The 22655-nt window shown below is 60.5% G+C and carries 24 protein-coding genes; 15 read left to right on the top strand and 9 right to left on the bottom strand.

What is annotated here, in order from left to right:
- Window positions 1-114 precede the first annotated feature (114 nt).
- Window positions 115-540 carry a GNAT family acetyltransferase gene (locus EGY12_RS01035; protein ID WP_004936504.1) on the top strand — a complete coding sequence of 142 codons (426 nt, stop codon included), beginning with the start codon at window positions 115-117 and terminating at the stop codon, window positions 538-540.
- 42 nt (window positions 541-582) lie between these two features.
- Here EGY12_RS01035 and EGY12_RS01030 read toward each other — a convergent pair whose 3' ends face one another.
- Window positions 583-981, bottom strand: a complete 399-nt coding sequence (locus EGY12_RS01030; protein WP_123892297.1) for a YgiW/YdeI family stress tolerance OB fold protein — start codon at window positions 979-981, stop codon at window positions 583-585.
- 175 nt (window positions 982-1156) lie between these two features.
- On the opposite strand from EGY12_RS01030, the gene EGY12_RS01025 reads away from it, so the two are divergent.
- The 10 genes from EGY12_RS01025 to EGY12_RS00980 all read left to right on the top strand — a co-directional run bounded on the left by EGY12_RS01025 (window position 1157) and on the right by EGY12_RS00980 (window position 10670).
- Complete coding sequence (locus EGY12_RS01025) at window positions 1157-1615, top strand: DUF2919 domain-containing protein (protein WP_123892296.1); 459 nt, start codon at window positions 1157-1159, stop codon at window positions 1613-1615.
- A 157-nt stretch (window positions 1616-1772) separates the two neighbouring features.
- Window positions 1773-2360, top strand: coding sequence for an RpoE-regulated lipoprotein (locus EGY12_RS01020; RefSeq protein ID WP_038881279.1), 588 nt, complete (start codon window positions 1773-1775; stop codon window positions 2358-2360).
- 182 nt (window positions 2361-2542) lie between these two features.
- Complete coding sequence (locus tag EGY12_RS01015; protein WP_123892295.1) at window positions 2543-3442, top strand: Dyp-type peroxidase; 900 nt, start codon at window positions 2543-2545, stop codon at window positions 3440-3442.
- 201 nt (window positions 3443-3643) lie between these two features.
- Complete coding sequence (locus EGY12_RS01010) at window positions 3644-4666, top strand: sulfate ABC transporter substrate-binding protein (protein WP_123892294.1); 1023 nt, start codon at window positions 3644-3646, stop codon at window positions 4664-4666.
- On the top strand, window positions 4667-5506 hold the full coding sequence (gene cysT / locus EGY12_RS01005; RefSeq protein ID WP_123892293.1) for a sulfate/thiosulfate ABC transporter permease CysT: 840 nt from the start codon (window positions 4667-4669) through the stop codon (window positions 5504-5506). It abuts the gene before it with no gap.
- Window positions 5506-6381, top strand: coding sequence for a sulfate/thiosulfate ABC transporter permease CysW (gene cysW / locus EGY12_RS01000; RefSeq protein WP_123892292.1), 876 nt, complete (start codon window positions 5506-5508; stop codon window positions 6379-6381). Before cysT ends, cysW begins: the two co-directional genes overlap by 1 nt.
- Complete coding sequence (gene cysA, locus EGY12_RS00995; protein WP_123892291.1) at window positions 6371-7459, top strand: sulfate/thiosulfate ABC transporter ATP-binding protein CysA; 1089 nt, start codon at window positions 6371-6373, stop codon at window positions 7457-7459. Before cysW ends, cysA begins: the two co-directional genes overlap by 11 nt.
- 81 nt (window positions 7460-7540) lie before the next feature.
- Window positions 7541-8422, top strand: a complete 882-nt coding sequence (gene cysM / locus EGY12_RS00990) for a cysteine synthase CysM (RefSeq protein ID WP_123892290.1) — start codon at window positions 7541-7543, stop codon at window positions 8420-8422.
- 238 nt (window positions 8423-8660) lie between these two features.
- Window positions 8661-9341 carry a response regulator transcription factor gene (locus tag EGY12_RS00985; RefSeq protein WP_038881296.1) on the top strand — a complete coding sequence of 227 codons (681 nt, stop codon included), beginning with the start codon at window positions 8661-8663 and terminating at the stop codon, window positions 9339-9341.
- A 6-nt stretch (window positions 9342-9347) separates the two neighbouring features.
- Window positions 9348-10670: an ATP-binding protein gene (locus tag EGY12_RS00980; RefSeq protein ID WP_123892289.1), complete on the top strand. Its 1323-nt coding sequence runs from the start codon at window positions 9348-9350 to the stop codon at window positions 10668-10670.
- A 298-nt stretch (window positions 10671-10968) separates the two neighbouring features.
- On the opposite strand, the gene crr is transcribed toward EGY12_RS00980, so the two are convergent.
- The 5 genes from crr to cysZ form a co-directional block, all read right to left on the bottom strand.
- Complete coding sequence (gene crr / locus EGY12_RS00975; protein WP_004936467.1) at window positions 10969-11478, bottom strand: PTS glucose transporter subunit IIA; 510 nt, start codon at window positions 11476-11478, stop codon at window positions 10969-10971.
- Window positions 11479-11527: 49 nt separating this feature from the next.
- Window positions 11528-13255: a phosphoenolpyruvate-protein phosphotransferase PtsI gene (gene ptsI / locus EGY12_RS00970; protein WP_015378671.1), complete on the bottom strand. Its 1728-nt coding sequence runs from the start codon at window positions 13253-13255 to the stop codon at window positions 11528-11530.
- Between the two features lie 46 nt (window positions 13256-13301).
- Window positions 13302-13559 carry a phosphocarrier protein Hpr gene (gene ptsH, locus EGY12_RS00965; protein WP_004936458.1) on the bottom strand — a complete coding sequence of 86 codons (258 nt, stop codon included), beginning with the start codon at window positions 13557-13559 and terminating at the stop codon, window positions 13302-13304.
- 399 nt (window positions 13560-13958) lie between these two features.
- Window positions 13959-14927, bottom strand: coding sequence for a cysteine synthase A (cysK, locus tag EGY12_RS00960; RefSeq protein WP_123892288.1), 969 nt, complete (start codon window positions 14925-14927; stop codon window positions 13959-13961).
- A gap of 185 nt (window positions 14928-15112) precedes the next feature.
- Complete coding sequence (cysZ, locus tag EGY12_RS00955) at window positions 15113-15871, bottom strand: sulfate transporter CysZ (RefSeq protein ID WP_123061872.1); 759 nt, start codon at window positions 15869-15871, stop codon at window positions 15113-15115.
- Between the two features lie 221 nt (window positions 15872-16092).
- Between cysZ and zipA the strand changes: the two genes are divergently transcribed.
- From zipA to EGY12_RS00940, 3 genes are all read left to right on the top strand, one after another.
- Window positions 16093-17118: a cell division protein ZipA gene (gene zipA, locus EGY12_RS00950; RefSeq protein ID WP_123892287.1), complete on the top strand. Its 1026-nt coding sequence runs from the start codon at window positions 16093-16095 to the stop codon at window positions 17116-17118.
- A gap of 79 nt (window positions 17119-17197) precedes the next feature.
- A complete protein-coding gene (gene ligA, locus EGY12_RS00945; RefSeq protein WP_123892286.1) occupies window positions 17198-19219 on the top strand; it encodes an NAD-dependent DNA ligase LigA in 2022 nt (673 codons plus the stop codon).
- Window positions 19219-19434: a DUF3820 family protein gene (locus EGY12_RS00940; protein ID WP_004936441.1), complete on the top strand. Its 216-nt coding sequence runs from the start codon at window positions 19219-19221 to the stop codon at window positions 19432-19434. Before ligA ends, EGY12_RS00940 begins: the two co-directional genes overlap by 1 nt.
- Before the next feature lie 26 nt (window positions 19435-19460).
- Here the strand turns inward: EGY12_RS00940 and EGY12_RS00935 are convergent, their stop codons facing one another.
- Window positions 19461-20459, bottom strand: coding sequence for a bile acid:sodium symporter family protein (locus tag EGY12_RS00935; protein ID WP_123892285.1), 999 nt, complete (start codon window positions 20457-20459; stop codon window positions 19461-19463).
- Window positions 20460-20555: 96 nt separating this feature from the next.
- Between EGY12_RS00935 and EGY12_RS00930 the strand changes: the two genes are divergently transcribed.
- Window positions 20556-21476, top strand: a complete 921-nt coding sequence (locus EGY12_RS00930) for a LysR family transcriptional regulator (protein ID WP_123892284.1) — start codon at window positions 20556-20558, stop codon at window positions 21474-21476.
- A 1-nt stretch (window position 21477) separates the two neighbouring features.
- Here EGY12_RS00930 and EGY12_RS00925 read toward each other — a convergent pair whose 3' ends face one another.
- Complete coding sequence (locus EGY12_RS00925) at window positions 21478-21945, bottom strand: FlxA-like family protein (protein ID WP_049198401.1); 468 nt, start codon at window positions 21943-21945, stop codon at window positions 21478-21480.
- 52 nt (window positions 21946-21997) lie between these two features.
- The gene (locus EGY12_RS00920) at window positions 21998-22546 is read right to left on the bottom strand and encodes a nucleotidyltransferase family protein (RefSeq protein WP_123892283.1); all 549 of its coding nucleotides are present in this window, start codon (window positions 22544-22546) and stop codon (window positions 21998-22000) included.
- Between the last annotated feature and the right edge of the window lie 109 nt (window positions 22547-22655).

The raw sequence follows: 22655 nt of genomic DNA, 5'->3' as shown, positions 1-22655 counted from the left end.
CCTGTTACCGGCGATTTCTGGGCAAATAGCGCAGTAAATCGCAGTTTGATATTGCGTAAGTGAATAATCACGCGATAATCAGATAAACACCTTAATTAACAGCGGCCAACATCGATGGAAATTCGCGTATTTCGACAAGACGACTTTGAAGAGGTCATTACCCTGTGGGAGCGCTGCGATCTGCTGCGGCCCTGGAACGATCCGGAAATGGACATCGAGCGCAAGCTGAACCACGACCCGGAGCTATTCCTGGTGGCGGAAGTCGGCGGCGAAGTGGTCGGTTCGGTGATGGGCGGTTATGACGGCCACCGCGGCTCGGCGTATTACCTCGGGGTGCATCCCGACTATCGCGGGCGCGGCATCGCCAATGCGTTGATCAATCGTCTGGAGAAGAAGTTGATCGCCCGCGGCTGCCCGAAGATCCAGATTATGGTGCGCGAAGACAACGACACGGTGGTCGAGATGTACGAGAAGCTCGGCTACGAGATCCAGGGCATCACCAGCCTGGGCAAGCGGCTGATCGAAGATCAGGAATATTGATCGAGCGGCGGGCGGCGGTGTTGCGCCGCCCGCCGCAGTGCATTACGGCAGCTTTTTGACGGTTTTCACGTCCACTTCGACGCTGCTCCAGTCTTTATCCACTTTACCTTCCAACTGCACCTTGTCTTTCGGCGTAACGGTTTGGCCGTTCCAGCGCTTGCGGTCGATCTCGACCGTCAGGGTGCCGGTGGCGTCGCGGAAGGTATAGGTGTCGTCGCCGATACGCTGTTCGATGTTGCCCTGCAGCATCACCCACGTGTCGTCGCTCATCGATTTCACCTTGTCCACGGTGGTCAGCGCTGCGCTGGGGCCGGAGAAACCGCCCTGTGGAGCAGGTTGCGTTTGGGCCGGCGGCGCGGCCGGATCGAGGAATCCGCCTTGTTGCGCCAGTACCGGTGCGCTGCACAGCGCGATCAGAGCGGCCAGAGTCAGTTTTTTCATGTTGTGCTTCCTTATCGTTATCGAAAATCACATCCCGCTGATATCGGGTTGCTTGCTCAGTGATAAGGATTAAAACACGCCGATCTTAAGAGCTTCTTAAGCCGACGCATTGAAATTCCCGCCGCCGGCGCCCATCTGTAGCCATAGTCTTTATTCTGTTGGCAAGGAACGATCGTTGAAGCCATTCTCACCCCGGTTTTCCCCGGATGATTACGACCAGCACGGCGCGCTGCGGCTGCCGCTGGGATTTTGGGCCGTACTGATTCTGCAGGCGCGCACCTGGCTGCTGTTCGTGATGGCCGGCGCTTCGCGTGAGCAGGGCGAAAGCTTGCTGGCGCTGTTTTATCCGGATACCCAGCGCTTTTGGTACGGCATACTGCTCGGCCTGCCGGCGGCGCTGGCGTTTTTGCTGAGCGGCCGCCGCCACCAATGGCCGCGGCTGTGGCGCGGCTGGCGCTGGGGGCTGGTTGTCTCCGTGCTGGCGTCCCTCGGCGGCTCGCTGTTCAGCCTGTGGCGCCAGGACGGCGATGCGCCGGGGCTGGCGTTGGCGCTGCTCGATGCGCTGGCGCTGAGCTATCTGCTGTTGAATGCGCGCCTGAAAGCCTGCTTTTTGCCGGCGGATCACGCCGACTAATTGCCGAGAAGTGCGGCACTTTTCGCATTTTCCGCACTCCAAGCTGGCAACCGTTGGCGTAGTGCGGGCCGTTGTGAGAGGCTGGCACGCAGCAAAACGCCGAGTGCGGCGGGGGGAGGGTTACCGCCCCGTGCCATTGATGTTTAAGGAGCTAGAGATGAATATTCGCCCCCTGTTGTTAGGGCTTCCGCTGTTACTGACCGGCTGTTCGAGCATGTCCAATTTCTCTTGGTCCAGCCTGTCGCCGTTCAACTGGTTCGGCAGCAGCCTGGAGGTCGGCGCCAAGGGCGTCGGCAAGCTCAACGCCGGCACGCCGATGTCGGAGAGCGCCATCAACGACGGGCTGGACGGCAACTACCGCCTGCGCGGCGGTATGGCGACCAGCAACGGCCAGATCGTCTCTTATTACCAGGCGCTGTCCGGCGACGAAGTGAAGCTGGTGATCACCGGCGAACCGAAAGGGCACGTGCAGCGGGTAGACGTGATGGATCAGAAAGTGGCGACGGAGTGGGGCAACAAGCTCGGCACGCCGTTTGGCGATATGTACAGCAAGGCGTTCGGTTCCTGTAAACCGGGCAGCGGCGAAGACGCCGGCAAAGTGGAGTGCGTGGCGGAGCAGAGCAAGTACGTCACCTACATCTTCAGCGGCAAGTGGGCCGGGGCGCAGGATATCATCCCGCCGGATGACACCCTGAAAAGCTGGACGGTCAGCAAAATCATCTGGCACGCCAAGCCGCAGCAGTAACATGTTCAACGGGCGCCGGTTCACGGCGCCTGCCTTTTCAAGCCATTACCCCTATTTTCTTTGCGCTGCTGCAAGGCAATCGCCCGCGCTTGCGGTATGATAGCGCGCGTTTGTAACAGGGAACCCGCGCGTCAACCGCCATACCTTACCTGTTGCCGGATTCTGGTATTGAGGATAACAACATGACACAGGTTCAGAGTGGCATTCTGCTGGAGCACTGCCGTTTCGCCATTTTTATGGAAGCCACCGTGCAGGGCGAATTCGCCGACTTGCGCCAGGGCTGCAAACAGTTTTGTCAGACATTGAGCGAGCTGCAGCAGCAGTTTCCCGATGCGCGCCTCGGCGCGGTGATCGCTTTCGGCTATGACGTTTGGCACGATCTTTCCAACGGTCAGGGCGCGAAAGAGTTGAAGCCGTTTACGCCGCTCGGCAAAGGGCTGGCACCGGCCACCCAGCGCGATATGCTGATCCACATCCAGTCGCTGCGTCACGACGTCAACTTCACGCTGGCGCAGGCGGCACTGGCGGCGTTCGGCAACGTCATCAAGATTGAAGAAGAAACCCATGGTTTCCGCTGGGTGGAAGAGCGCGATCTGAGCGGTTTCATCGACGGCACCGAAAACCCGCAGGGCGAGCAGCGTCCGGCAGTGGCGACGATCGCCGAAGGCGAAGAGGATGCAGGCGGCAGCTACGTGCTGGTGCAACGCTACGAGCACAACCTGCGCCAGTGGCAGCGCTTTACCACCGAACAGCAGGAGCAGATCATCGGCCGCACCAAGCACGACAGCGAAGAGCTGCCTGCCGATCAGCGCCCGGATACCTCGCACGTCAGCCGCGTCGATCTGAAAGAGAACGGCAAAGGCCTGAAAATTCTGCGCCAAAGCCTGCCTTACGGCACTGCCAGCGGCAAACACGGCCTGTTCTTCATCGCCTATTGCGCGCGCCTGCACAACATTGAGCAGCAGCTGCTGAGCATGTTCGGCGATCTGGACGGCAAACGCGACGCGATGCTGCGTTTCAGCCGTGCGGTTACCGGCAGCTACTACTTTGCGCCATCGCTGACGCGCCTGCTGTCACTTTGACGCCGTTGCCGAAGCCGGCGCGCCCGGCTTCGGTCTGTTTTCCCGCCCCGAAAACGCCGCGCGCTCCCTGCCTTATAGCGTTTGATGCTTGTAAATCACTAAACGGTATATAAAAGCGTTACAGCTCCGCACCGAGTTATAAATACACTGGTCGTCAATAAGGCGAAAGCCTGAAGGAATGACTCAGTGATAAGGTGCAGAATGAAACAAAACCGGGTTAAAAATCTCGTGCTGAAAGGTTGGCTGGCGGCTGCGCTGTTGGCGAGCGGCGCCGCGTCGGCGGCGGAATTGCTGAACAGCTCTTATGACGTTTCCCGTGAATTGTTCGTCGCGCTGAATCCCGGCTTTGAACAGCAGTGGAATCAACAGCATCCGAACGACAAGCTGACCATCAAACAATCGCACGCCGGTTCTTCCAAGCAGGCGCTGGCGATCCTGCAGGGCCTGCGCGCTGACGTGGTGACGTACAACCAGGTCACCGACGTGCAGATTCTGCACGATCGTGGGCAGCTGATCCCGGCGGACTGGCAGGCGCGCCTGCCGAACAACAGCTCGCCGTTCTACTCCACCATGGCGTTTCTGGTGCGCAAGGACAACCCGAAGGGGATCCACACCTGGAACGATTTGGTGCGCGACGACGTGAAGCTGGTATTCCCGAACCCGAAAACCTCCGGCAACGGCCGTTACACCTATCTGGCCGCCTGGGGCGCCGCCAATCAGGCCGACGGCAACGATCCGGCCAAGACCCGCGCCTTCATGACCCGCTTCCTGAAAAACGTGCTGGTGTTCGATACCGGCGGCCGCGGCGCGACCACCACCTTCGTCGAGCGCGGCTTGGGCGACGTGCTGATCAGCTTCGAGTCCGAAGTGAACAACATCCGCAAGCAGTACGGTGAGGACAAGTACGAAGTGATCGTGCCGCCGGTCGATATTCTGGCGGAGTTCCCGGTGGCCTGGGTCGACAAAAACGTGGCGCGCAACGGCACCGAACAGGCGGCCAAAGCCTATCTGAACTATCTCTACAGCCCGGCGGCGCAGCAGGTGATCACCAGCTTCTACTACCGCGTGTATGACCAGAAAGCGATGGCGGCGGCGAAGGGACAATTCCCGGACACCCAACTGTTCCGCGTGGAAGATCAGTTCGGCGGCTGGCCGCAGGTGATGAAAACCCACTTCGCCACCGGTGGCGAGCTGGATCAGCTGTTAGCGGCAGGGCGTAAGTAAATGTTGGCATTGTCGTCCAGTAAGCGGGTGCTGCCCGGTTTTGGCCTCAGCCTTGGCAGCAGCCTGTTTTATACCTGTTTGATCCTGCTGCTGCCGCTCACCGCGTTGGTGATGCAGCTGGCGCAGATGAGCCTGGCGCAATACTGGGAAGTGATTTCCAACCCGCAGGTGGTGGTGGCGTATAAAGTGACGCTGCTGGCGGCCGGCGTCGCCAGCCTGTTCAACGCGGTGTTCGGCATGCTGATGGCCTGGATCCTGACGCGCTACCGTTTTCCCGGCCGTTCGCTGCTGGATGGCCTGATCGATCTGCCGTTCGCGCTGCCGACCGCGGTGGCCGGCCTGACGCTGGCGGGGCTGTTTTCCACCACCGGCTGGTACGGTCAGTGGCTGGCGCACTTCGATATCAAGGTCACCTTCACTTGGCTGGGGATCGCGGTAGCAATGGCGTTCACCAGCCTGCCGTTTGTGGTGCGCACCGTGCAGCCGGTTCTGGAAGAGCTGGGGCCGGAATACGAAGAGGCGGCCGAGACGCTGGGCGCTACGCGCTGGCAGAGTTTCCGCCGCGTGGTGTTGCCCGAGGTGGCGCCGGCATTGCTGGCCGGCACCGCCATCTCCTTTACCCGCAGCCTGGGCGAGTTCGGCGCGGTGATTTTCATCGCCGGCAACATCGCCTGGAAGACGGAAGTGACCTCGCTGATGATTTTCGTGCGTTTGCAGGAGTTCGATTACCCGGCGGCCAGCGCCATCGCCTCGGTGATCCTGGCGGCGTCGCTGCTGCTGCTGTTCAGCATTAACGTATTGCAAAGCCGCTTCGGCAGACGTTTGGGAGGAGGACACTGATGGCCGATGTTTCCGCCTTCAACGGCGCCGAGCGCCCGCGCGTCAACTGGGGCAAGTGGACGCTGATCGCCATCGGCGCGCTGTTCTCGGTGCTGCTGCTGGTGGTGCCGATGATGTCGATTTTCGCCGAGGCCTTTTCCAACGGGTTCGGCGCGATGTGGAGCAATTTGCTCGATCCGGACATGCTGCACGCCATTTGGCTGACGGTCCTGATCGCGCTGATCACCGTGCCGTTCAACCTGGTGTTCGGCACGTTGCTGGCGTGGCTGGTGACGCGCTTCACCTTCCCCGGCCGTCAGCTGCTGTTGACGCTGATCGATATCCCGTTCGCCGTTTCACCGGTGGTGGCGGGGCTGATTTATCTGCTGTTTTACGGCAGCAACGGCCTGCTGGGCGGCTGGCTGGATGCGCATAACATCCAGATCATGTTCTCCTGGCCGGGCATGGTGCTGGTGACCATTTTCGTCACTTGCCCCTTCGTGGTGCGCGAGCTGGTGCCGATGATGCTCAGCCAGGGCAGCCAGGAAGACGAGGCCGCCATTCTGCTGGGGGCGTCCGGCTGGCAAATGTTCCGCCGCGTGACGCTGCCCAACATTCGCTGGGCGCTGCTGTACGGCGTGGTGCTGACCAACGCCCGCGCCATCGGCGAGTTTGGCGCGGTGTCGGTGGTGTCCGGCTCGATTCGCGGCGAAACCTACAGCCTGCCGCTGCAGGTCGAGCTGTTGCAGCAGGATTACAACACCGTCGGCTCCTTTACCGCCGCCGCCCTGTTGACCCTGATGGCGATCGTTACCCTATTTTTGAAGAGCGCGCTGCAGTGGCGTCTGGAACGTCAAAACGCGCGTCTCGAGCGGGAGGAAAATCATGAGCATTGAGATTAACGGCATCAACAAGTACTTCGGTCGCACCAAGGTATTGAACGATATCTCGCTCGATATTGCTTCCGGCGAGATGGTGGCGCTGCTCGGGCCGTCCGGTTCCGGCAAGACCACGTTGCTGCGCATCATCGCCGGGCTGGAAAGCCAGAGCGGCGGCAAGCTGGGCTTCCACGGCACCGACGTCAGCCATATGCACGCGCGCGACAGACGTGTAGGCTTCGTATTTCAACACTATGCGCTGTTCCGCCACATGACGGTGTTCGACAACATCGCCTTTGGCCTGACCGTGCTGCCGCGCCGCGAGCGACCGAACGCCGCGGCGATCAAACAGAAAGTCACCCGGCTGCTGGAGATGGTGCAGCTGGGCCACCTGGCCAACCGCTATCCGTCGCAGCTGTCCGGCGGCCAGAAACAGCGTGTGGCGTTGGCGCGTGCCCTGGCGGTGGAACCGCAAATTCTGCTGCTGGACGAACCGTTCGGCGCGTTGGATGCGCAGGTGCGTAAAGAGCTGCGCCGCTGGCTGCGCCAACTGCATGAAGAGCTGAAGTTCACCAGCGTGTTCGTCACCCACGATCAGGAAGAGGCGATGGAAGTGGCCGACCGCATCGTGGTGATGAGCCAGGGCAATATCGAGCAGGTTGGCTCGCCGGAAGAGATCATGCGCGAACCGGCCAGCCGCTTCGTGCTGGAATTCATGGGGGAAGTGAACCGCCTGAACGGCGAAATTCGCGGCTCTCAGCTGTTCGTCGGCGCGCACCAGTGGCCGCTGTCGTTCCAGCCGATGCACCAGGGCAGCGTCGATCTGTTCCTGCGCCCGTGGGAAATGGAAGTGGCGACCGAAAGCAGCGAGCGTTGCCCGCTGCCGGTGCAGGTGCTGGAAGTTAGCCCGCGTGGCCACTTCTGGCAGCTGACGGTACAGCCGATCGGCTGGCATCAGGAACCGATAAGCATAGTGCTGCCGGAAGGCAACGCCACGCCGGTGCGCGGCGGCCGTTATTACGTCGGCAGCCTCAATGCGCGCCTGTATGCCGGCGATCAACTGCTGCAACCTGTTGCGTTAGCCAAAAGCGCCTGATAGGTTTTAGCTGCCCTTTTATTCAAGGCAACCCCCGGGTTGCCTTTTTACTTTACGCACACCAACACACAGGCAAAGATCGTGACAACGCTCGAACAATGCATCGGGAACACCCCGCTGGTACAACTGCAACGGCTGGCCGCTCAGGCGGGCAGCGAGGTATGGGTCAAACTGGAAGGCAATAACCCGGCGGGATCGGTGAAGGATCGCGCCGCGTTGGCGATGATCCAGCAGGCGGAGCTGCGCGGCGAGATCAAGCCCGGCGACGTGCTGATCGAGGCCACCAGCGGCAACACCGGCATTGCGCTGGCGATGATCGCTGCATTGAAAGGCTATACGCTAAAGCTGCTGATGCCGGAGAACATGAGCCTGGAGCGGCAGGCGGCGATGCGCGCCTACGGCGCCGAGCTGATCCTGGTCAGCCGTGAACAGGGGATGGAAGGCGCGCGCGATCTGGCGCTGGAGATGCAGCGCCAGGGGCAGGGCAAGGTGCTGGATCAGTTCAACAATCTCGATAATCCCTATGCCCACTTCACCACCACCGGCCCGGAGATCTGGCAGCAGACCGAAGGGCGCATCACGCACTTCGTTTCCAGCATGGGCACCACCGGCACCATTACCGGCGTGGGCGGTTATCTGAAGAGTCAGAACCCGCAGGTGCAGATCATCGGCCTGCAGCCGGCGGAAGGCAGCAGCATTCCCGGTATTCGCCGTTGGGCGCCCGCTTACCTGCCGGGCATTTTCCGCCCGGAGCTGGTGGATCAGGTGCTGGATATCGAGCAGCGCGATGCCGAGCAGACCATGCGCCAGCTGGCGCAGCGTGAAGGCATCTTCTGCGGCGTCAGCTCCGGCGGCGCGGTGGCCGGCGCCCTGCGCGTCGCGGCGGCTAATCCCGGCAGCGTCGTGGTGGCGATCGTCTGTGACCGCGGTGACCGTTACCTCTCCACCGGCGTGTTCGACTGAATATGCCCTCCCGGCGGCGCGCTCCGCCGGGAAAGCCCTTCCCATCCCCTTTTGCCTGACGGCATAGCCGCCCCGCCTGCCTGTGCGCCAATACCCTGACAGAATTAGATAAATCGCGCGACAGCAGCCACAATAACGGTGGCGAGACGCGAACCGCAATGTGTAAGGATTGAGTAAAACCGGCTGCGGGCCGGCGGAATTGGCGGGAAAATAACGAAAATCGGTGAAGGAGCAAGGCATGAAAATTTTACTGGTCGACGATGACCTGGAGCTTGGCACCATGCTGAGCGAATACCTGACGGGCGAAGGCTTCGACGCCACGCTGGTGCTGACCGGCAAAGCGGGGGTTGAGGGCGCGCTGTCGGGCGACTATACCGCGATGATCCTCGATATCATGCTGCCGGACATGAGCGGCATCGACGTGCTGCGCGACGTGCGTAAAAAGAGCCGGCTGCCGATCATCATGCTGACCGCCAAAGGCGACAACATCGATCGGGTGATTGGCCTGGAGATGGGCGCCGACGATTACATGCCCAAACCGTGCTACCCGCGCGAATTGGTGGCGCGTCTGCGCGCGGTGCTGCGCCGTTTCGAAGAGCGGCCGCAAGAGGCGGATGACGAAGCCGCCATCAGCTTCGGTGAGCTGACGCTGAACCCTTCAACCCGCAGCAGCGAATGGCGCGGTAAGGCGTTTGATCTGACCGCTTCGGAATTCAATCTGCTGGAGCTGTTGTTGCGCGCGCCGGATCGCGTGGTGTCGAAGGATGAATTGTCCGAGAAGGGGCTGGGGCGCCCGCGCGAGGCCTATGATCGCAGCGTGGACGTGCATATCAGCAATATCCGCCAGAAGCTGAGTGCGCTGGCCGGCAATACGCTGAGCATCGAGACGGTGCGCAGCATCGGCTATCGCATTCGGTAACCAGACATGCGCGGAAGACTGTTCTGGAAAATTTTGCTCGGCTTTTGGCTGACCTTCCTCATCATGACGCAGGCGCTGTGGGTAGCGTTTTCTTTGTATGGCGACCGCTATGTGCCGCCGGAGAATGCCATGGCGCGGCGGGTTATCGGCCTGCAGCTGACCTCGGCCGCTACCCAGTTGCGCAGCGGCGGCATGCCGGCGCTGGAAGCCCTGATGCGCGACTGGCCCGAGGACGACAGGCGTTTGCTATCCGTGACGGCGATGACCCAACCGCCGCCGCCCGCGCCGGAAGAACCGGTATTTGAAGGGCGGCGGATGCCGAAAGAGATCTCTGCCTGGGTGCAGACCGGCGAAGGGCAGGGATATTGGCTGAGTTACAACGTGCGCGGACTGCGGGAAGAGTATCGCCCGGAGCGACGCTCCCACTTCTTCAACATTCCTGCGCCGATGCTGTGGGTCGGCGGACTGGGCGGTTTGCTGTTCAGCGCCGTGCTGGCCTGGAATCTGACCCGGCCGATGCGTCAGCTGCGCGGCGGACTGGATCGGGTGGCGCAGGGCGATTTGTCGGTGCGGCTGTTCCCCAATATGCGCCGCCGCCATGACGAGCTGTCCGACGTGGCGCGCGATTTCGACACCATGGCCGAGCGCTTGGAGCTGCTGGTCAGCGCCCGCGAGCAGCTGTTGCACGACGTTTCGCACGAGCTGCGTTCGCCGCTGGCGCGACTGCAGCTGGCGATCGGCCTGGCGCGGCAGAATGCCGGCAACGTCGAAACTTCGCTCAAGCGCATCGAACATGAGTCGGGGCGGTTGGACAAAATGATCGGCGAGCTGCTGGCGCTGTCGCGCGCCGAACACAGCAGCCTGCCGGACGAGGAGTATTTCGATCTGTACGGCCTGGTGGATGCGGTGGTGAGCGATGCACGTTACGAGGCGCAGGTGCCTGGCGTGGATATCGTGCTGCAGGCCGAGTCGGACGTGGAGTACACCGTCAAGGGCAATGCGGAGCTGATGCGGCGAGCGGTGGACAATATCGTGCGCAATGCGCTGCGCTTTTCCAGCCACGGCCAACGGGTGACGGTGGCGTTGACGCGCGTCGATAACCTGTTCCAGATCGCGGTCAGCGATCAGGGGCCGGGAGTCGAGGAGGCGAAGCTGTCGAGCATCTTCGATCCGTTCGTGCGCGTGAAGTCGGCGCTGTCGGGCAAGGGTTACGGCCTGGGGCTGGCGATCACCCGCAAGGTGGTGCTGGCACACGGCGGCCAGGTTGAGGCGCGCAACGGCGATAAAGAGGGGCTTGTCATTACCCTGCGCATCCCGCGCTGGCAATAATAGACTATCTTACTTGCCATTTTGAACTAGGGCAGTGCTCGCCTTCGTCACGTACTACGTGTACGTGACGAAGGTTGCGCGCTGTCCATGTTCAAACTGCCTGCGCCGATAACGTCTATTATCCGCGGTATACCCAAAGGATTTCGAATTGCAGCTAGGCGGCAAGCGGGGGAATCCCCGGGAGCTTACTCCGGTAAGTGACCGGGGTGAGCAAGTGCGGCCAATAACGCTGCGGTTCAAAAGACGAAGGGGATAAAAAAACGGCGCCGAGGGCGCCGTTTTTCTTGCTCATTCGCGATTACTTCTTGATGCGGATGATCGGGGTTTCGCCAACGGTCACGCTGCCGGACAGTTTGATCAGCTCTTTGATCTCGTCCATGTTGGAGATAACGACCGGCGTCAGGGTAGACTTGGCTTTCTCTTCCAGCAGTGGCAGGTTGAACTCGATAACCACATCACCTTTCTTGACGCGCTGGCCTTCTTCGGCGATGCGTTTGAAGCCTTCGCCTTTCAGTTCTACGGTATCGATGCCGAAGTGGACGAACAGCTCAATGCCGCTGTCGGATTCGATAGAGAATGCATGGTTGGTTTCGAAAATCTTACCGATGGTGCCGTCAACCGGAGCAACCATTTTGTTGCCGGCCGGTTTGATGGCGATACCGTCGCCAACGATTTTTTCAGCGAACACTACGTCCGGCACATCTTCGATATTGACGATTTCGCCAGAAAGGGGAGCGACGATCTCGATAGTGCCCGTGTCTTTCTTGTCATCAGAAACCAGAGATTTCAGTTTATCGAACAAACCCATGATCTTCTCCTAAGCATTAAATTGGGCGGCGTTCCAGTGTCGTGGAAGTTTAGCAGAGCGTTTTTTCTTCGATGAATTTATTGACGCAATTCATCAGGTCTTGTGCCGTTGGCTGTGCCAAGGCCTGCGCTGCCAACGCCTTCACATCTTCGAAATTCGTGTTGCGAATAATTTTCTTGATGCGCGGGATTGAAATCGCACTCATGCTGAACTCATCCAGCCCCATGCCCAATAACAACAGTGTAGCACGCTCATCGCCAGCCAGTTCGCCGCACATGCCGGTCCACTTGCCTTCCGCGTGAGATGCATCAATAACCTGTTTGATCAGGCCAAGCACTGATGGGGACATCGGGTTATAGAGATGAGAAATCAGCTCGTTGCCGCGATCTACCGCCAGAGTATACTGGGTTAGATCGTTTGTCCCAATACTAAAGAAGTCGACTTCTTTCGCCAGGTGGTGAGCGATGACCGCCGCAGCCGGTGTTTCCACCATCACGCCCACTTCGATGCTCTCGTCAAACGCCTTGCCTTCTTCGCGCAGCTGCGCCTTCAGCGTCTCGATTTCACCTTTCAGATCGCGCACTTCTTCCACGGAGATGATCATCGGGAACATGATGCGCAGTTTGCCGAACGCCGAGGCGCGCAGGATGGCGCGCAGCTGGGCGTGCAGGATTTCGCGGCGGTCCATCGCGATGCGGATGGCACGCCAGCCGAGGAACGGGTTCTCTTCCTTCGGCAGGTTCATGTACGGCAGGTCTTTGTCGCCGCCAATGTCCATGGTGCGGACGATCACGGCCTGCGAGCCCATGGCTTCCGCCACGGCTTTATAAGCCTGGAACTGCTCGTCTTCGGTCGGCAGCGAGTCGCGGTCCATGAACAGGAATTCGGTACGATACAGGCCGACGCCTTCCGCGCCGTTGCGCTCTGCACCCGCGACGTCGCGCACGGTGCCGATGTTGGCGCAGACTTCAACCTGATGGCCGTCCAGCGTAATCGCCGGCAGGTCCTTCAGCTTGGCCAGATCGTTTTTCTCGGTGATGTATTGGTTCTGGGCGGCTTTCAGCTGATCGATAACGTCAGCGGTCGGGTTAACGTAAATTTTGTTGTTAACCGCATCCAGAATCAGGTAATCGTCGTTTTTCACCTGCTTGGTCACGTCGCTGGTACCGACGATCGCCGGCAGCTCCAGGGAGCGCGCCATGATAGAGGTGTGGGAAGTCCGGCCGCCGAGATCGGTAATGAAGCCCAGCACTTTGTCCAGGTTCAGCTGTGCGGTCTCGGACGGGGTCAGATCGGTGGCCACCAGGATCACTTCGTCCTGAATGGAGCCCAGATCGACGATCGGCATGCCCAGGATGTTCTGCAGCAGGCGCTTACCGATGTCGCGCACGTCGGCGGCGCGTTCTTTCAGGTATTCGTCGTCCAGCTCTTCCAGCGCTTTCGCCTGACCTTCGATCACGGTGTAGGCGGCGGCGTCTGCGGAGGCCAGATCGTCTTTGATTAGGGCTATGATTTCCTGCTCAAGCTCTTCGTCTTCCAGCAACATGATGTGGCCTTCGAAGATAGCTTCCTTCTCTTCGCCGAAGGTTTCGCCAGCTTTGGTCTTGATCGCTTCCAGCTGTTCGGACGCTTTTGCGCGGCCGGCCAGAAAACGCGAGACTTCCTGCTCTACTTGATCAGCAGAGATTTTCTTCCGGTTGATGACGATGTCGTCTTCTTTCAGCAAGAGAGCCTTACCAAAAGCGATGCCCGGTGATACTAAAATGCCTGAAATCATAACCCTACCTTACTCTTGACTGGTGTTAACTAAAAAGACGGGCCGATTACTCAAGCTCTGCCATCAGTTTTACCAAGTGCTCAACGGCTTTCTGCTCGTCTTCACCTTCAGCGGAGATGGTCACTACGGTCCCTTGAGTCAGCCCCAGAGTTTGCAGTTTGAACAGGCTTTTGGCGCTGGCGCTTTTGCCGTTGGAGGTTACGGTGATGTCAGACGTGAAGCCTTTGGCTTCTTTAACGAACTGAGCGGCAGGGCGAGTATGCAGACCATTCGGAGCGGTAATAGTAACTTCTTGCTGGAACATTGATGTTTCCCCAACTTATTGGATTAATGTTGTGGAGCTAAAGTTTAGCCCAGGGGCCTGACTTTAGCTTGTCTGGTTATAGCGCCTGACTATGGACAGGGGCGAACGTTGATGCAACAGAAAACGACGCGTTAGGCACTTCAGATCAAAAAACTCGGCTTTTGACGTCGTTCCAATCCGCTCCCCATTATGCCCGATTCGACGCGTCGGCGACAGATGAGTAAATCGATTCAGCCTTGACCGGGCTCGGGGGGTGATTAATTTTGCGCATCGAAATAATGCACCGTTAAATACTAAAGCCGACGGGCAAAAGCAATCTTGGACTGCTATAAAGTTTGATCCAGTCCACAAAAAAGCACCCCGCAGGGTGCTTTTTTAGCGATTTGTGCAGTGGCAGAATTACTGCTGCAATTCCTGCTCGGTGAACAGATCGGCAAACAGCGCGGTGCTCAGGTAACGTTCGCCGGAAGAGGGCAGGATCACCACGATGGTTTTGTCGGCGAACGCCGGTTCTTCGGCCAGTTTCACCGCCGCCGCGACCGCCGCGCCGGAGGAGATGCCCGCCAGGATGCCTTCTTCATCCATCAGACGGCGCGCCATGCTGATGGCTTCGTCGTTGGAGACTTTCTCGACGCGATCCACCAGATCAAGATCGAGGTTGCCCGGAATGAAGCCGGCGCCGATGCCCTGGATCTTGTGCGGGCCCGGTTTCAGTTCTTCACCGGCCAGCGCCTGGCTGATGACCGGTGAGTCGGTCGGCTCGACCGCCACGGTGGTGATAGCCTTGCCTTGGGTGTTCTTGATGTAGCGGCTGACGCCGGTCAGCGTGCCGCCGGTGCCGACGCCGGAGATAAACACGTCGACTTCACCGTCGGTGTCTTCCCAGATTTCCGGGCCGGTGGTTTTTTCATGGATCGCCGGGTTGGCCGGGTTGCTGAACTGTTGCAGGATCAGGTAACGGTTCGGGTCGGTGGCGACGATTTCTTCCGCTTTGGCGATGGCGCCTTTCATGCCTTTCGCCCCTTCGGTCAGCACCAGATTGGCGCCCAGCGCCTTGAGCAGCTTGCGGCGCTCGATGCTCATGGTTTCCGGCATGGTCAGCGTCAGCTTGTAACCGCGTGCGGCGGCCACGAAGGCCAGCGCGATGCCGGTGTTGCCGCTGGTCGGTTCCACCAGCTCTTTGCCGGCGGTCAGCACGCCGCGTTGTTCCGCATCCCAAATCATATTGGCACCGATGCGGCATTTGACGCTGAAGCTCGGGTTGCGTGATTCAACCTTGGCCAAAATGCGTCCGTTGCCGATACGGTTCAGACGAACCAGCGGCGTATGGCCGATTGTTAATGAGTTGTCTTCATATATCTTGCTCATAGCCCGTCCTTTAACTCTATGAAAATGTGGGGAACATCGAAAGCATACGCTAACAGTACCGGCAGGGAAGTAAAGAATTGGTATATCTATATGTTATTAGGAAATAAGTTTTAAGCACAATGATAAGGGCGCGAAATGCGCGCCCTGTCGAAAATTCCCGCGCTATCGGCGGTAAAAAACGGCGGTTATCGGACGAATTGCGAGCGGTAGCGATCGACCCACATCGCGGTGGCACCGCAGACGGCGACCGGCAGGATAACCAGATTGAGGATCGGGATCATGGTGAACAGGCTGACCAACGCGCCGAACTGCAGGTTGTCGGTTTTGTGTTGGCGCAGGGCGCGCCGCATGTCGGCAAAGCTCACCTTGTGGTTGTCGAACGGGTAGTCGCAATACTGGATCGCCAGCATCCAGGCGCTGAACAGGAACCACAGCACCGGCGCCACCGTCTGGCCGATGCCGGGCACGAAGTAGAGCGCCAGCAGCAACAGCGCGCGCGGCAGGTAATACATCAGCTTGCGCCATTCGCGCGCCATGATGCGCGGCAAATCTTTGGCGATGCCGAGCAGGCCGGTATCCGGCAGCGGTTTGCCGGTCAGGCTACCTTCGAGCTGCTCGGCCAGCAGGCCGCAGAACGGCGCGGCGATCAGGTTGGTGATGGTGCTGAACAGATAGCTGAACACCAGCAGCACCGAAATGACCGCCAGCGGCCACAGCAGGTAGCTCAACCATTGCAGCCAGTCGGGAACGTGGCTCATCATCGCCGGGATCCAGTCGCCGAGCCGGCTGAACAGCCACCAGAAAGCGGACCCCATCAGCAGCACGTTGACCAGCAACGGCAGGACCACATAACGTTTAATCCCCGGGCGCGAAATCAGGCGCCAGCCCTCGGCGAAATAGTGAATGCCGCTGGTTGAACGGGAAGGGGGCTGCGTATAGGACATATCTTAAGTTATCTCGTTGTCTGAACAGGCATCATTATCATATAGGGATGATTTTCCACTGGCTAGGGTAGGGTTGGCTGAAAAACCAGCAGAAAAAGGCAGTATAATCATCTTTATTGGCATAAAGTTCAGCACGGACTTGCACTTGTGTGCGCGGGCAAATAGAGTTAAAGAGTGAATGTTTGCCGCGGTGGCAATGTATTGGAACAACAGAGATAGCAATGATGCAGGATTTGCGTCTGATATTAATCGTTGTTGGCGCGATCGCCATAATAGCGCTGTTATTGCACGGTCTGTGGACCAGTCGCAAAGAACGGTCAGCGCTCTTCCGCGATCGCCCAGCCAAACGTTCCCAAAAGGAACGTGAACAAACTCCGATCGACGATCTCGAAGAAGGCGTCGGTGAAGTGCGCGTACGCGCTGCTCACCCGCAAGACGAGCCGTCATTCGGCCATTTCGATGCCGCACGCGAAGAACCCGTGGTCGCGCCGAAGCCCGCTCCGGCGGCTGCGCCTGCGCCCCGCGCTGTTCAGCCGGCTGCTCATCAGACGCCGCCCCCGCTGTCTCAGCGGCCGGAGTATGATGACATCCTGTTGAACAACTACGCGCCGGACGAAGAACAGGCCGAACCGCAGCAACCGCAACCGGCCGCGCGCCGTGAGCCGCGCGTCGACGATCTGCCGCATGAACATGAGGCACCGCAGGTGGCGGAACCGGCATTCCACGCCGAGCCGGCCCCTGTGCAGCCTGCGCCGGAAGTGAAGCCGCCGCAGGAACCTGCGCCGCAGCCACAACAGCCGGCGGCTGCGCCAATTCCGGCCAAGCTGAAAGAGACCGTGCTGGTGCTGCACGTCGCGGCCCATCAGGGCGGCGTAATCGGCGGCGAAGTGCTGCTGCAGAGTGTGTTGCAGGCGGGCTTCCAGTTTGGCGAGATGGGCATCTTCCATCGCCATATCAGCCCAGCCGGCAGCGGCCCGGTGCTGTTCAGCCTGGCGAACATGGTCAAGCCGGGATCGTTCGATCCTGACATGATGTCCGACTTCTCCACGCCGGGCGTGTCGATGTTCATGATGGTGCCGTCTTACGGCGACGCCAATCAGAACTTCAAGCTGATGCTGCAGTCAGCACAGCGTATCGCCGACGACGTGGGCGGCGTGGTGCTGGACGACGAGCGCCGCATGATGACGCCGCAGAAGCTGGAAACCTACAAAGCGCGTATCCGTGAAGTGTTGGAAAACAACGCCTGACCGGGTTGCCGCGCGCACTGAACATCCGTAACAACCAAGCCCCCGCTAGCCGGGGGTTTTTTATCTTTGATGGTGAGCCATGGAATCGATAATCCAACAAATCAATCAACTACGAGCCACACTGCGCCATCATGAATACCAGTATCATGTGCTGGATGCGCCGGAAGTGCCGGATGCGGAATACGACCGCCTGATGCGCGAGTTGCGCGAGCTGGAGAGCGCGCATCCGGAATTGGTCACCGCCGATTCGCCGACCCAGCGCGTAGGTGCGGCGCCGCTGGCGGCGTTCGACCAGGTGCGTCACGAAGTGCCGATGCTGTCGCTGGACAACGTGTTCGACGAAGAGAGCTTCCTGGCGTTTTACAAGCGCGTGCAGGATAGGCTCAAGAGCAGCGATCCGCTGACTTTCTGCTGCGAACTGAAGCTGGACGGCTTGGCGGTCAGCCTGCTGTACGAAGACGGCGAGCTGGTACGCGCGGCCACGCGCGGCGACGGCACCACCGGCGAGAACATCACCTCCAACGTGCGCACTATTCGCGCCATCCCGCTGCGCCTGACCGGCGACAACATCCCGCGCCGCCTGGAAGTGCGCGGCGAAGTGTTTATGCCGCAGGCCGGTTTTGAACAGATGAACGAAGAAGCCCGGCGCAAAGACGGCAAGGTATTCGCCAACCCACGCAACGCCGCCGCCGGCTCGCTGCGCCAGCTCGATCCGCGCATTACCGCCAAACGCCCGCTGACCTTCTTCTGTTACGGCGTCGGGCTGTTGGAAGGCGGCGAGCTGCCGCGCAGCCACTTTGAACGCCTGATGCAGTTCAAGGCCTGGGGTCTGCCGGTCAGCGATCGCGCCCAACGCCGCACCGGCAGCGAGGAAGTGCTGGCGTTTTATCGCCAGGTTGAGCAGGACCGCGCGCAGCTCGGTTTCGACATCGACGGCGTGGTGATCAAGATTGACGATATCGATCTGCAGGAAACGCTGGGCTTCGTGGCGCGTGCGCCGCGCTGGGCGACGGCGTTCAAATTCCCGGCGCAGGAGCAGATCACCGTGGTGCGTGAAGTGGAGTTTCAGGTTGGCCGCACCGGCGCGATTACGCCGGTGGCGCGCCTTGAGCCGGTGCTGGTGGCCGGGGTGACCGTCAGCAACGCCACTTTGCACAACGCCGATGAAATTGAGCGTCTGGGGCTGCGCATTGGCGATACGGTGATCGTGCGCCGCGCCGGCGACGTGATCCCGCAGGTGGTGGGGGTGCTGGAAGACCGCCGGCCGCAGGATGCGCGCGAAGTGGTGTTCCCGCTGCACTGTCCGGTGTGCGGCTCCGACGTTGAGCGCGTGGAAGGCGAAGCGGTAGCGCGCTGCACCGGTGGTCTTATCTGCGGCGCGCAGCGCAAAGAGGCGTTGAAGCACTTCGTTTCCCGCCGCGCGCTGGACGTTGAAGGTATGGGCGACAAGATCATCGAGCAGCTGGTGGACAAAGAGTACGTGAAGAACCCGGCCGATCTGTTCCGCTTGTCCGCCGGCATTCTGACTGGTCTGGATCGTATGGGGCCGAAATCGGCGCAGAATCTGGTCAATGCGCTGGAGAAATCCAAACAGACCACCTTCGCTCGCTTCCTGTATGCGCTCGGCATCCGCGAGGTCGGCGAGGCGACCGCCGCCAACCTGGCGACGCATTTCGGATCGCTCGAGAAGCTGTTCGCCGCCGACATCGAGGCGCTGAAAGAGGTGCAGGACGTCGGCGAGGTGGTGGCCAAACACACCCGCAACTTCCTTGATGAAGCGCTCAATCAGCAGGTGATCAACGAACTGGTGGGCGCCGAGATCGGCATCCACTGGCCGGCGCCGGTGGTAGTGGCCGCGGAAGAAATAGACAGCCCGTTCGCCGGCAAAACCGTGGTGCTGACCGGTTCGCTGAGCCAGCTGTCGCGCGATGAGGCCAAAGATCGCCTGACGGCGCTGGGCGCCAAGGTCAGCGGCAGCGTGTCGAAGAAAACCGACCTGGTGATCGCCGGCGAAGCGGCCGGTTCCAAGCTGGCGAAGGCGCAGGAGCTGGGCATCGCCGTGATCGACGAAGCGGAGATGATCCGCCTGCTGGGTGACTGATGGAAAAGGAAAACCTGCTGGAGATCGCCAATACCGTGATGCCATTCGGCAAGTACCAGGGGCGGGTGCTGATCGATCTGCCCGAAGAGTACCTGCTGTGGTTCGCTCGCAAGGGCGAATTCCCCAAAGGCAAGCTCGGCATGCTGATGGAGATGACGCTGGCGATTAAAATCGAAGGGCTTGACCACCTGGTCAAGCCGCTGAAAAAAAGCTGAAATGACGGGCCTTGGCCCGTCTTTTTTTACCCGCGCGACGCCTGCGTGTTGGCGTTGGGCACCGCCTGGTGCGCCCGCTGCTTGCGCTGATACCTTTTCGCCAATACCGCGCAGGTCATCAGCTGCACCTGATGGAATACCATCAGCGGCAGCACCATGACCCCCACCGTCGCCGCCGGGAACAGGATATTGGCCATCGGAATGCCGTTCGCCAGGCTTTTCTTCGAACCGCAGAACACGATGGTGATCTCGTCCGCCTTGCTGAATCCCAGCCAGCGCGCCATGTAGGTGTTCACCACCAGCACGATCGTCAGCAGCACGATGCTACCGCCGACGATAAACGCCAGCGAACCGATCCCCACCTGATGCCAGATACCGTGCGTGACCGCCTCGCTGAAGGCGGCGTACACCACCAGCAGAATCGAGGTCTGGTCGGTTTTGCCGATCAGCGGGCGATGGCGCTCGATCCAGCCGCCGATCAGCGGCCGCAGCAGGTGGCCGGCGACGAACGGCACCAGCAGCTGCAGCACGATCGAGCCCACCTGCCGCAGGCTGCCGGTCTCGCCGTGCACGTTCATCAGCAGACCGACCAACAGCGGCGACACGAAGATCCCCAGCAGGCTGGAGGCGGAGGCGCTGCACACCGCCGCCGCCACGTTGCCGCCCGCCAGGGAGGTGAAGGCGATGGCCGACTGCACGGTGGCGGGCAGGATGCACAGGTAGATGAAACCGGCGTACAGCTCGGGGCTGACGTCGATCGGCGCCCACCAGGCGAACAGCATCCCCAGCGCCGGAAAAATGATGAAGGTGCTGAACATCACCCACAGATGCAGCCGCCAGTTATTGCTGCCGGCCAGGATGGCCTCGCGCGACAGCTTGGCGCCGTGCATGAAGAACAGCAGGGCGATGGCGGCGATGGTCAGGGCGTTGAGCCAGCCGACGAACTCGCCGCGCGCCGGCAGAAACGACGCCAGCAGCACGGTGGCGATCAGCGTCAGGGTAAAACGATCGGGCAGGAATCTCATGGCGATGCGCTCGGGTAGAAAATCGATGGGGCTATTCTCCCGCGTGGGCATATAATAATTAAATTGATTTATTTAATTCATATATGAAAAAAACGCATGAATTACTCACTCAAACAGCTGCGGGTGTTCGTCGCTATCGCCCGCCACCGCAGTTTCAGCCGCGCCGGCGAGGCGATCGGTCTGACGCAATCGGCGGTCAGCCACAGCGTGAAGGAGCTGGAGGCGGAGGTCGGCGTGCGCCTGCTGGATCGCACCACGCGTGAAGTGGTGTTGACCGACGCCGGTCTGCGGCTGGCCAACCGGGTCGAACGGCTGCTGGACGAGCTGCAGGCCGCTTTGCTGGATGCACGTAGCTTTGGCGTACAGCGCAGCGGCACGGTGCGGGTGGCGACGAGCCAGACCATTTCCGCCCATCTGATGCCGCAGTGCATCGCCGCAGGCGAGCGCGAATACCCGGAGATCCGCATCATGCTGCGCGATCAGGCGCAGCAGCAGGTGCTGCACAGCGTGCGCAACGCCGAGGTGGATTTCGGCATCGTGGTCGATCCGGTGCAGGCGGTGGATCTGGAGTGTGAAGCGGTGCTGCATGAACCGTTCCTGCTGCTGTGCCGCGACGATCACCCGTTTGCTGCGCAGCAAGAGGTGCGCTGGTCGGCGTTAAGCGGCTGCCGTCTGGTGTTGCAGGATTATGCGTCGGGTAGCCGACCGCTGATCGACAGCGCGCTGAAGCAGCAGGGCGTCGAGGCGCAAGTGGTGCAGGAAATCGGCCATCCGGCCACGCTGTTCCCGATGGTGGCGGAGGGGATTGGCATCAGCATCTTCCCGGCGTTGGCGCTGCCGTTGCCGGAAGGGGGGCGGCTGCGGGTGCGGCGGCTGGTGCCGGAGATCAACCGCGCGCTGATGTTGGTGCGGCGCAAGAACCGCTCGCTGACGCCGGCGGCGGAGGCCATCTGGCAGGTTGCGCGTCAGCAGGCGGCGCGGCTGCAGCAGCGCCGGCAGGAAAACGCGGAATATTGACTCAAATATAGACGTCCACCGCGTTGAGCGGCGTCGGGCGGTTCACGCCATCACCGGCTTGCGCCGCGGCTTTCTTCATCTGCTCCTGCTGCTGCTTTTCCATTTCTTCTTTTTGGATGCGCGCGATCTCGGCCTGTAACATCTTGATCTGCGCTTCGATCAGCTGTTTCTGCTTTTCGATCTCTTTGGGATCGGCGCTGGAGTCTTTCAGCTCCACCAGTTTTTGCTGCAGAGCCTGAATCTGCCGGTTCAGCGCCTTGATGCGCACCGAGGCGCGGCTTTCGTTGAGGTTAGCCGGTTCGTCATTGCCGTTGGCGCGTTCGTTTTTCTCCATCTTGCCGCCTTGCGGCTGGTTGTTGACCGGTTTGGCCATCAGCAATTCGCCCTGATGGCCCGGCGCGCTGAAGACGTTGCTGACGCCCGGGACGGTATTTTTGATCGGTACGATCATGGTGATGGTGGTCGACATGGATGCTCTCCCTGAGTCTGGATATCGCTGTTCAGGGTATCGGCAGCGGCGGTTAAATCTTTACCTGCCGCAGGTGCGGCCAGCGCTGCAGCCAGCCTTTGTCGAGCACGCGCTGGGCATAGGCCGCGCGATCGCCGTTTTTCTCGTTGAAGGTGATCGTGTCGTTGAACAGCGCCGCCAGCCCGAAGGGGGCCACCAGCGTGATGCTGTCGTCGGCGTTCAGGCGCGCGCCGATCGCCGTTTCCACTTCGGTCCAGAAGCTGATCGCCTCTTCGCTGTCGCGGTAAGGCGCCCGGCCGCCGCGCAGATGCATGCGCGCTTGATTCTTGACCGACCACGGCTGCGGCAGCCATTGGTGCAGCCGCGCCTCCAGCATGCGATCGCGCTCGGCGTCCGCACGCTCCGCATCGAAGTGGATCACGTCGATATCGTTGAGTGGCGTGGCGTCCACATAGCCGTGGCGCCGATCCCACACCAGATTGCGTACGAAGCCGGCGCCGAGGCACCAGTCATTCAGGCCGAGCCGGCGCACGGTGCGCAGGGCGGCCATGCGAGCGTCATCTTGTTGCAGCCAGTCGATAATGTGCCGTTGCGGATCCATCACCCCTCCTTTTTTTTCGCGGCTACTGTAACCCGAAGCGGCGGCGGGTGAAATGGGGGAAAGCGCGATGGCAGCGATCGCGCGCAAAATAATTTCCTTTTTCCACTGA

It is taken from the genome of Serratia sp. FDAARGOS_506, assembly GCF_003812745.1.
Lineage (GTDB): Bacteria > Pseudomonadota > Gammaproteobacteria > Enterobacterales > Enterobacteriaceae > Serratia.
Note: the sequence above shows the minus strand (reverse complement) of the source record. Positions and strands in the feature narration are given on the sequence as shown.

Bases quoted from the DNA above. Each gene is read 5' to 3' on its own strand.
- EGY12_RS01035 (WP_004936504.1), top strand. From the start codon at position 115: ATGGAAATTCGCGTATTTCGACAAGACGACTTTGAAGAGGTCATTACC.
- EGY12_RS01030 (WP_123892297.1), bottom strand. From the start codon at position 981: ATGAAAAAACTGACTCTGGCCGCTCTGATCGCGCTGTGCAGCGCACCG.
- EGY12_RS01020 (WP_038881279.1), top strand. From the start codon at position 1,773: ATGAATATTCGCCCCCTGTTGTTAGGGCTTCCGCTGTTACTGACCGGC.
- EGY12_RS01015 (WP_123892295.1), top strand. From the start codon at position 2,543: ATGACACAGGTTCAGAGTGGCATTCTGCTGGAGCACTGCCGTTTCGCC.
- EGY12_RS01010 (WP_123892294.1), top strand. From the start codon at position 3,644: ATGAAACAAAACCGGGTTAAAAATCTCGTGCTGAAAGGTTGGCTGGCG.
- cysT (WP_123892293.1), top strand. From the start codon at position 4,667: ATGTTGGCATTGTCGTCCAGTAAGCGGGTGCTGCCCGGTTTTGGCCTC.
- cysW (WP_123892292.1), top strand. From the start codon at position 5,506: ATGGCCGATGTTTCCGCCTTCAACGGCGCCGAGCGCCCGCGCGTCAAC.
- cysA (WP_123892291.1), top strand. From the start codon at position 6,371: ATGAGCATTGAGATTAACGGCATCAACAAGTACTTCGGTCGCACCAAG.
- EGY12_RS00985 (WP_038881296.1), top strand. From the start codon at position 8,661: ATGAAAATTTTACTGGTCGACGATGACCTGGAGCTTGGCACCATGCTG.
- EGY12_RS00980 (WP_123892289.1), top strand. From the start codon at position 9,348: ATGCGCGGAAGACTGTTCTGGAAAATTTTGCTCGGCTTTTGGCTGACC.
- crr (WP_004936467.1), bottom strand. From the start codon at position 11,478: ATGGGTTTGTTCGATAAACTGAAATCTCTGGTTTCTGATGACAAGAAA.
- ptsI (WP_015378671.1), bottom strand. From the start codon at position 13,255: ATGATTTCAGGCATTTTAGTATCACCGGGCATCGCTTTTGGTAAGGCT.
- ptsH (WP_004936458.1), bottom strand. From the start codon at position 13,559: ATGTTCCAGCAAGAAGTTACTATTACCGCTCCGAATGGTCTGCATACT.
- cysK (WP_123892288.1), bottom strand. From the start codon at position 14,927: ATGAGCAAGATATATGAAGACAACTCATTAACAATCGGCCATACGCCG.
- cysZ (WP_123061872.1), bottom strand. From the start codon at position 15,871: ATGTCCTATACGCAGCCCCCTTCCCGTTCAACCAGCGGCATTCACTAT.
- zipA (WP_123892287.1), top strand. From the start codon at position 16,093: ATGATGCAGGATTTGCGTCTGATATTAATCGTTGTTGGCGCGATCGCC.
- ligA (WP_123892286.1), top strand. From the start codon at position 17,198: ATGGAATCGATAATCCAACAAATCAATCAACTACGAGCCACACTGCGC.
- EGY12_RS00940 (WP_004936441.1), top strand. From the start codon at position 19,219: ATGGAAAAGGAAAACCTGCTGGAGATCGCCAATACCGTGATGCCATTC.
- EGY12_RS00935 (WP_123892285.1), bottom strand. From the start codon at position 20,459: ATGAGATTCCTGCCCGATCGTTTTACCCTGACGCTGATCGCCACCGTG.
- EGY12_RS00930 (WP_123892284.1), top strand. From the start codon at position 20,556: ATGAATTACTCACTCAAACAGCTGCGGGTGTTCGTCGCTATCGCCCGC.
- EGY12_RS00925 (WP_049198401.1), bottom strand. From the start codon at position 21,945: ATGTCGACCACCATCACCATGATCGTACCGATCAAAAATACCGTCCCG.
- EGY12_RS00920 (WP_123892283.1), bottom strand. From the start codon at position 22,546: ATGGATCCGCAACGGCACATTATCGACTGGCTGCAACAAGATGACGCT.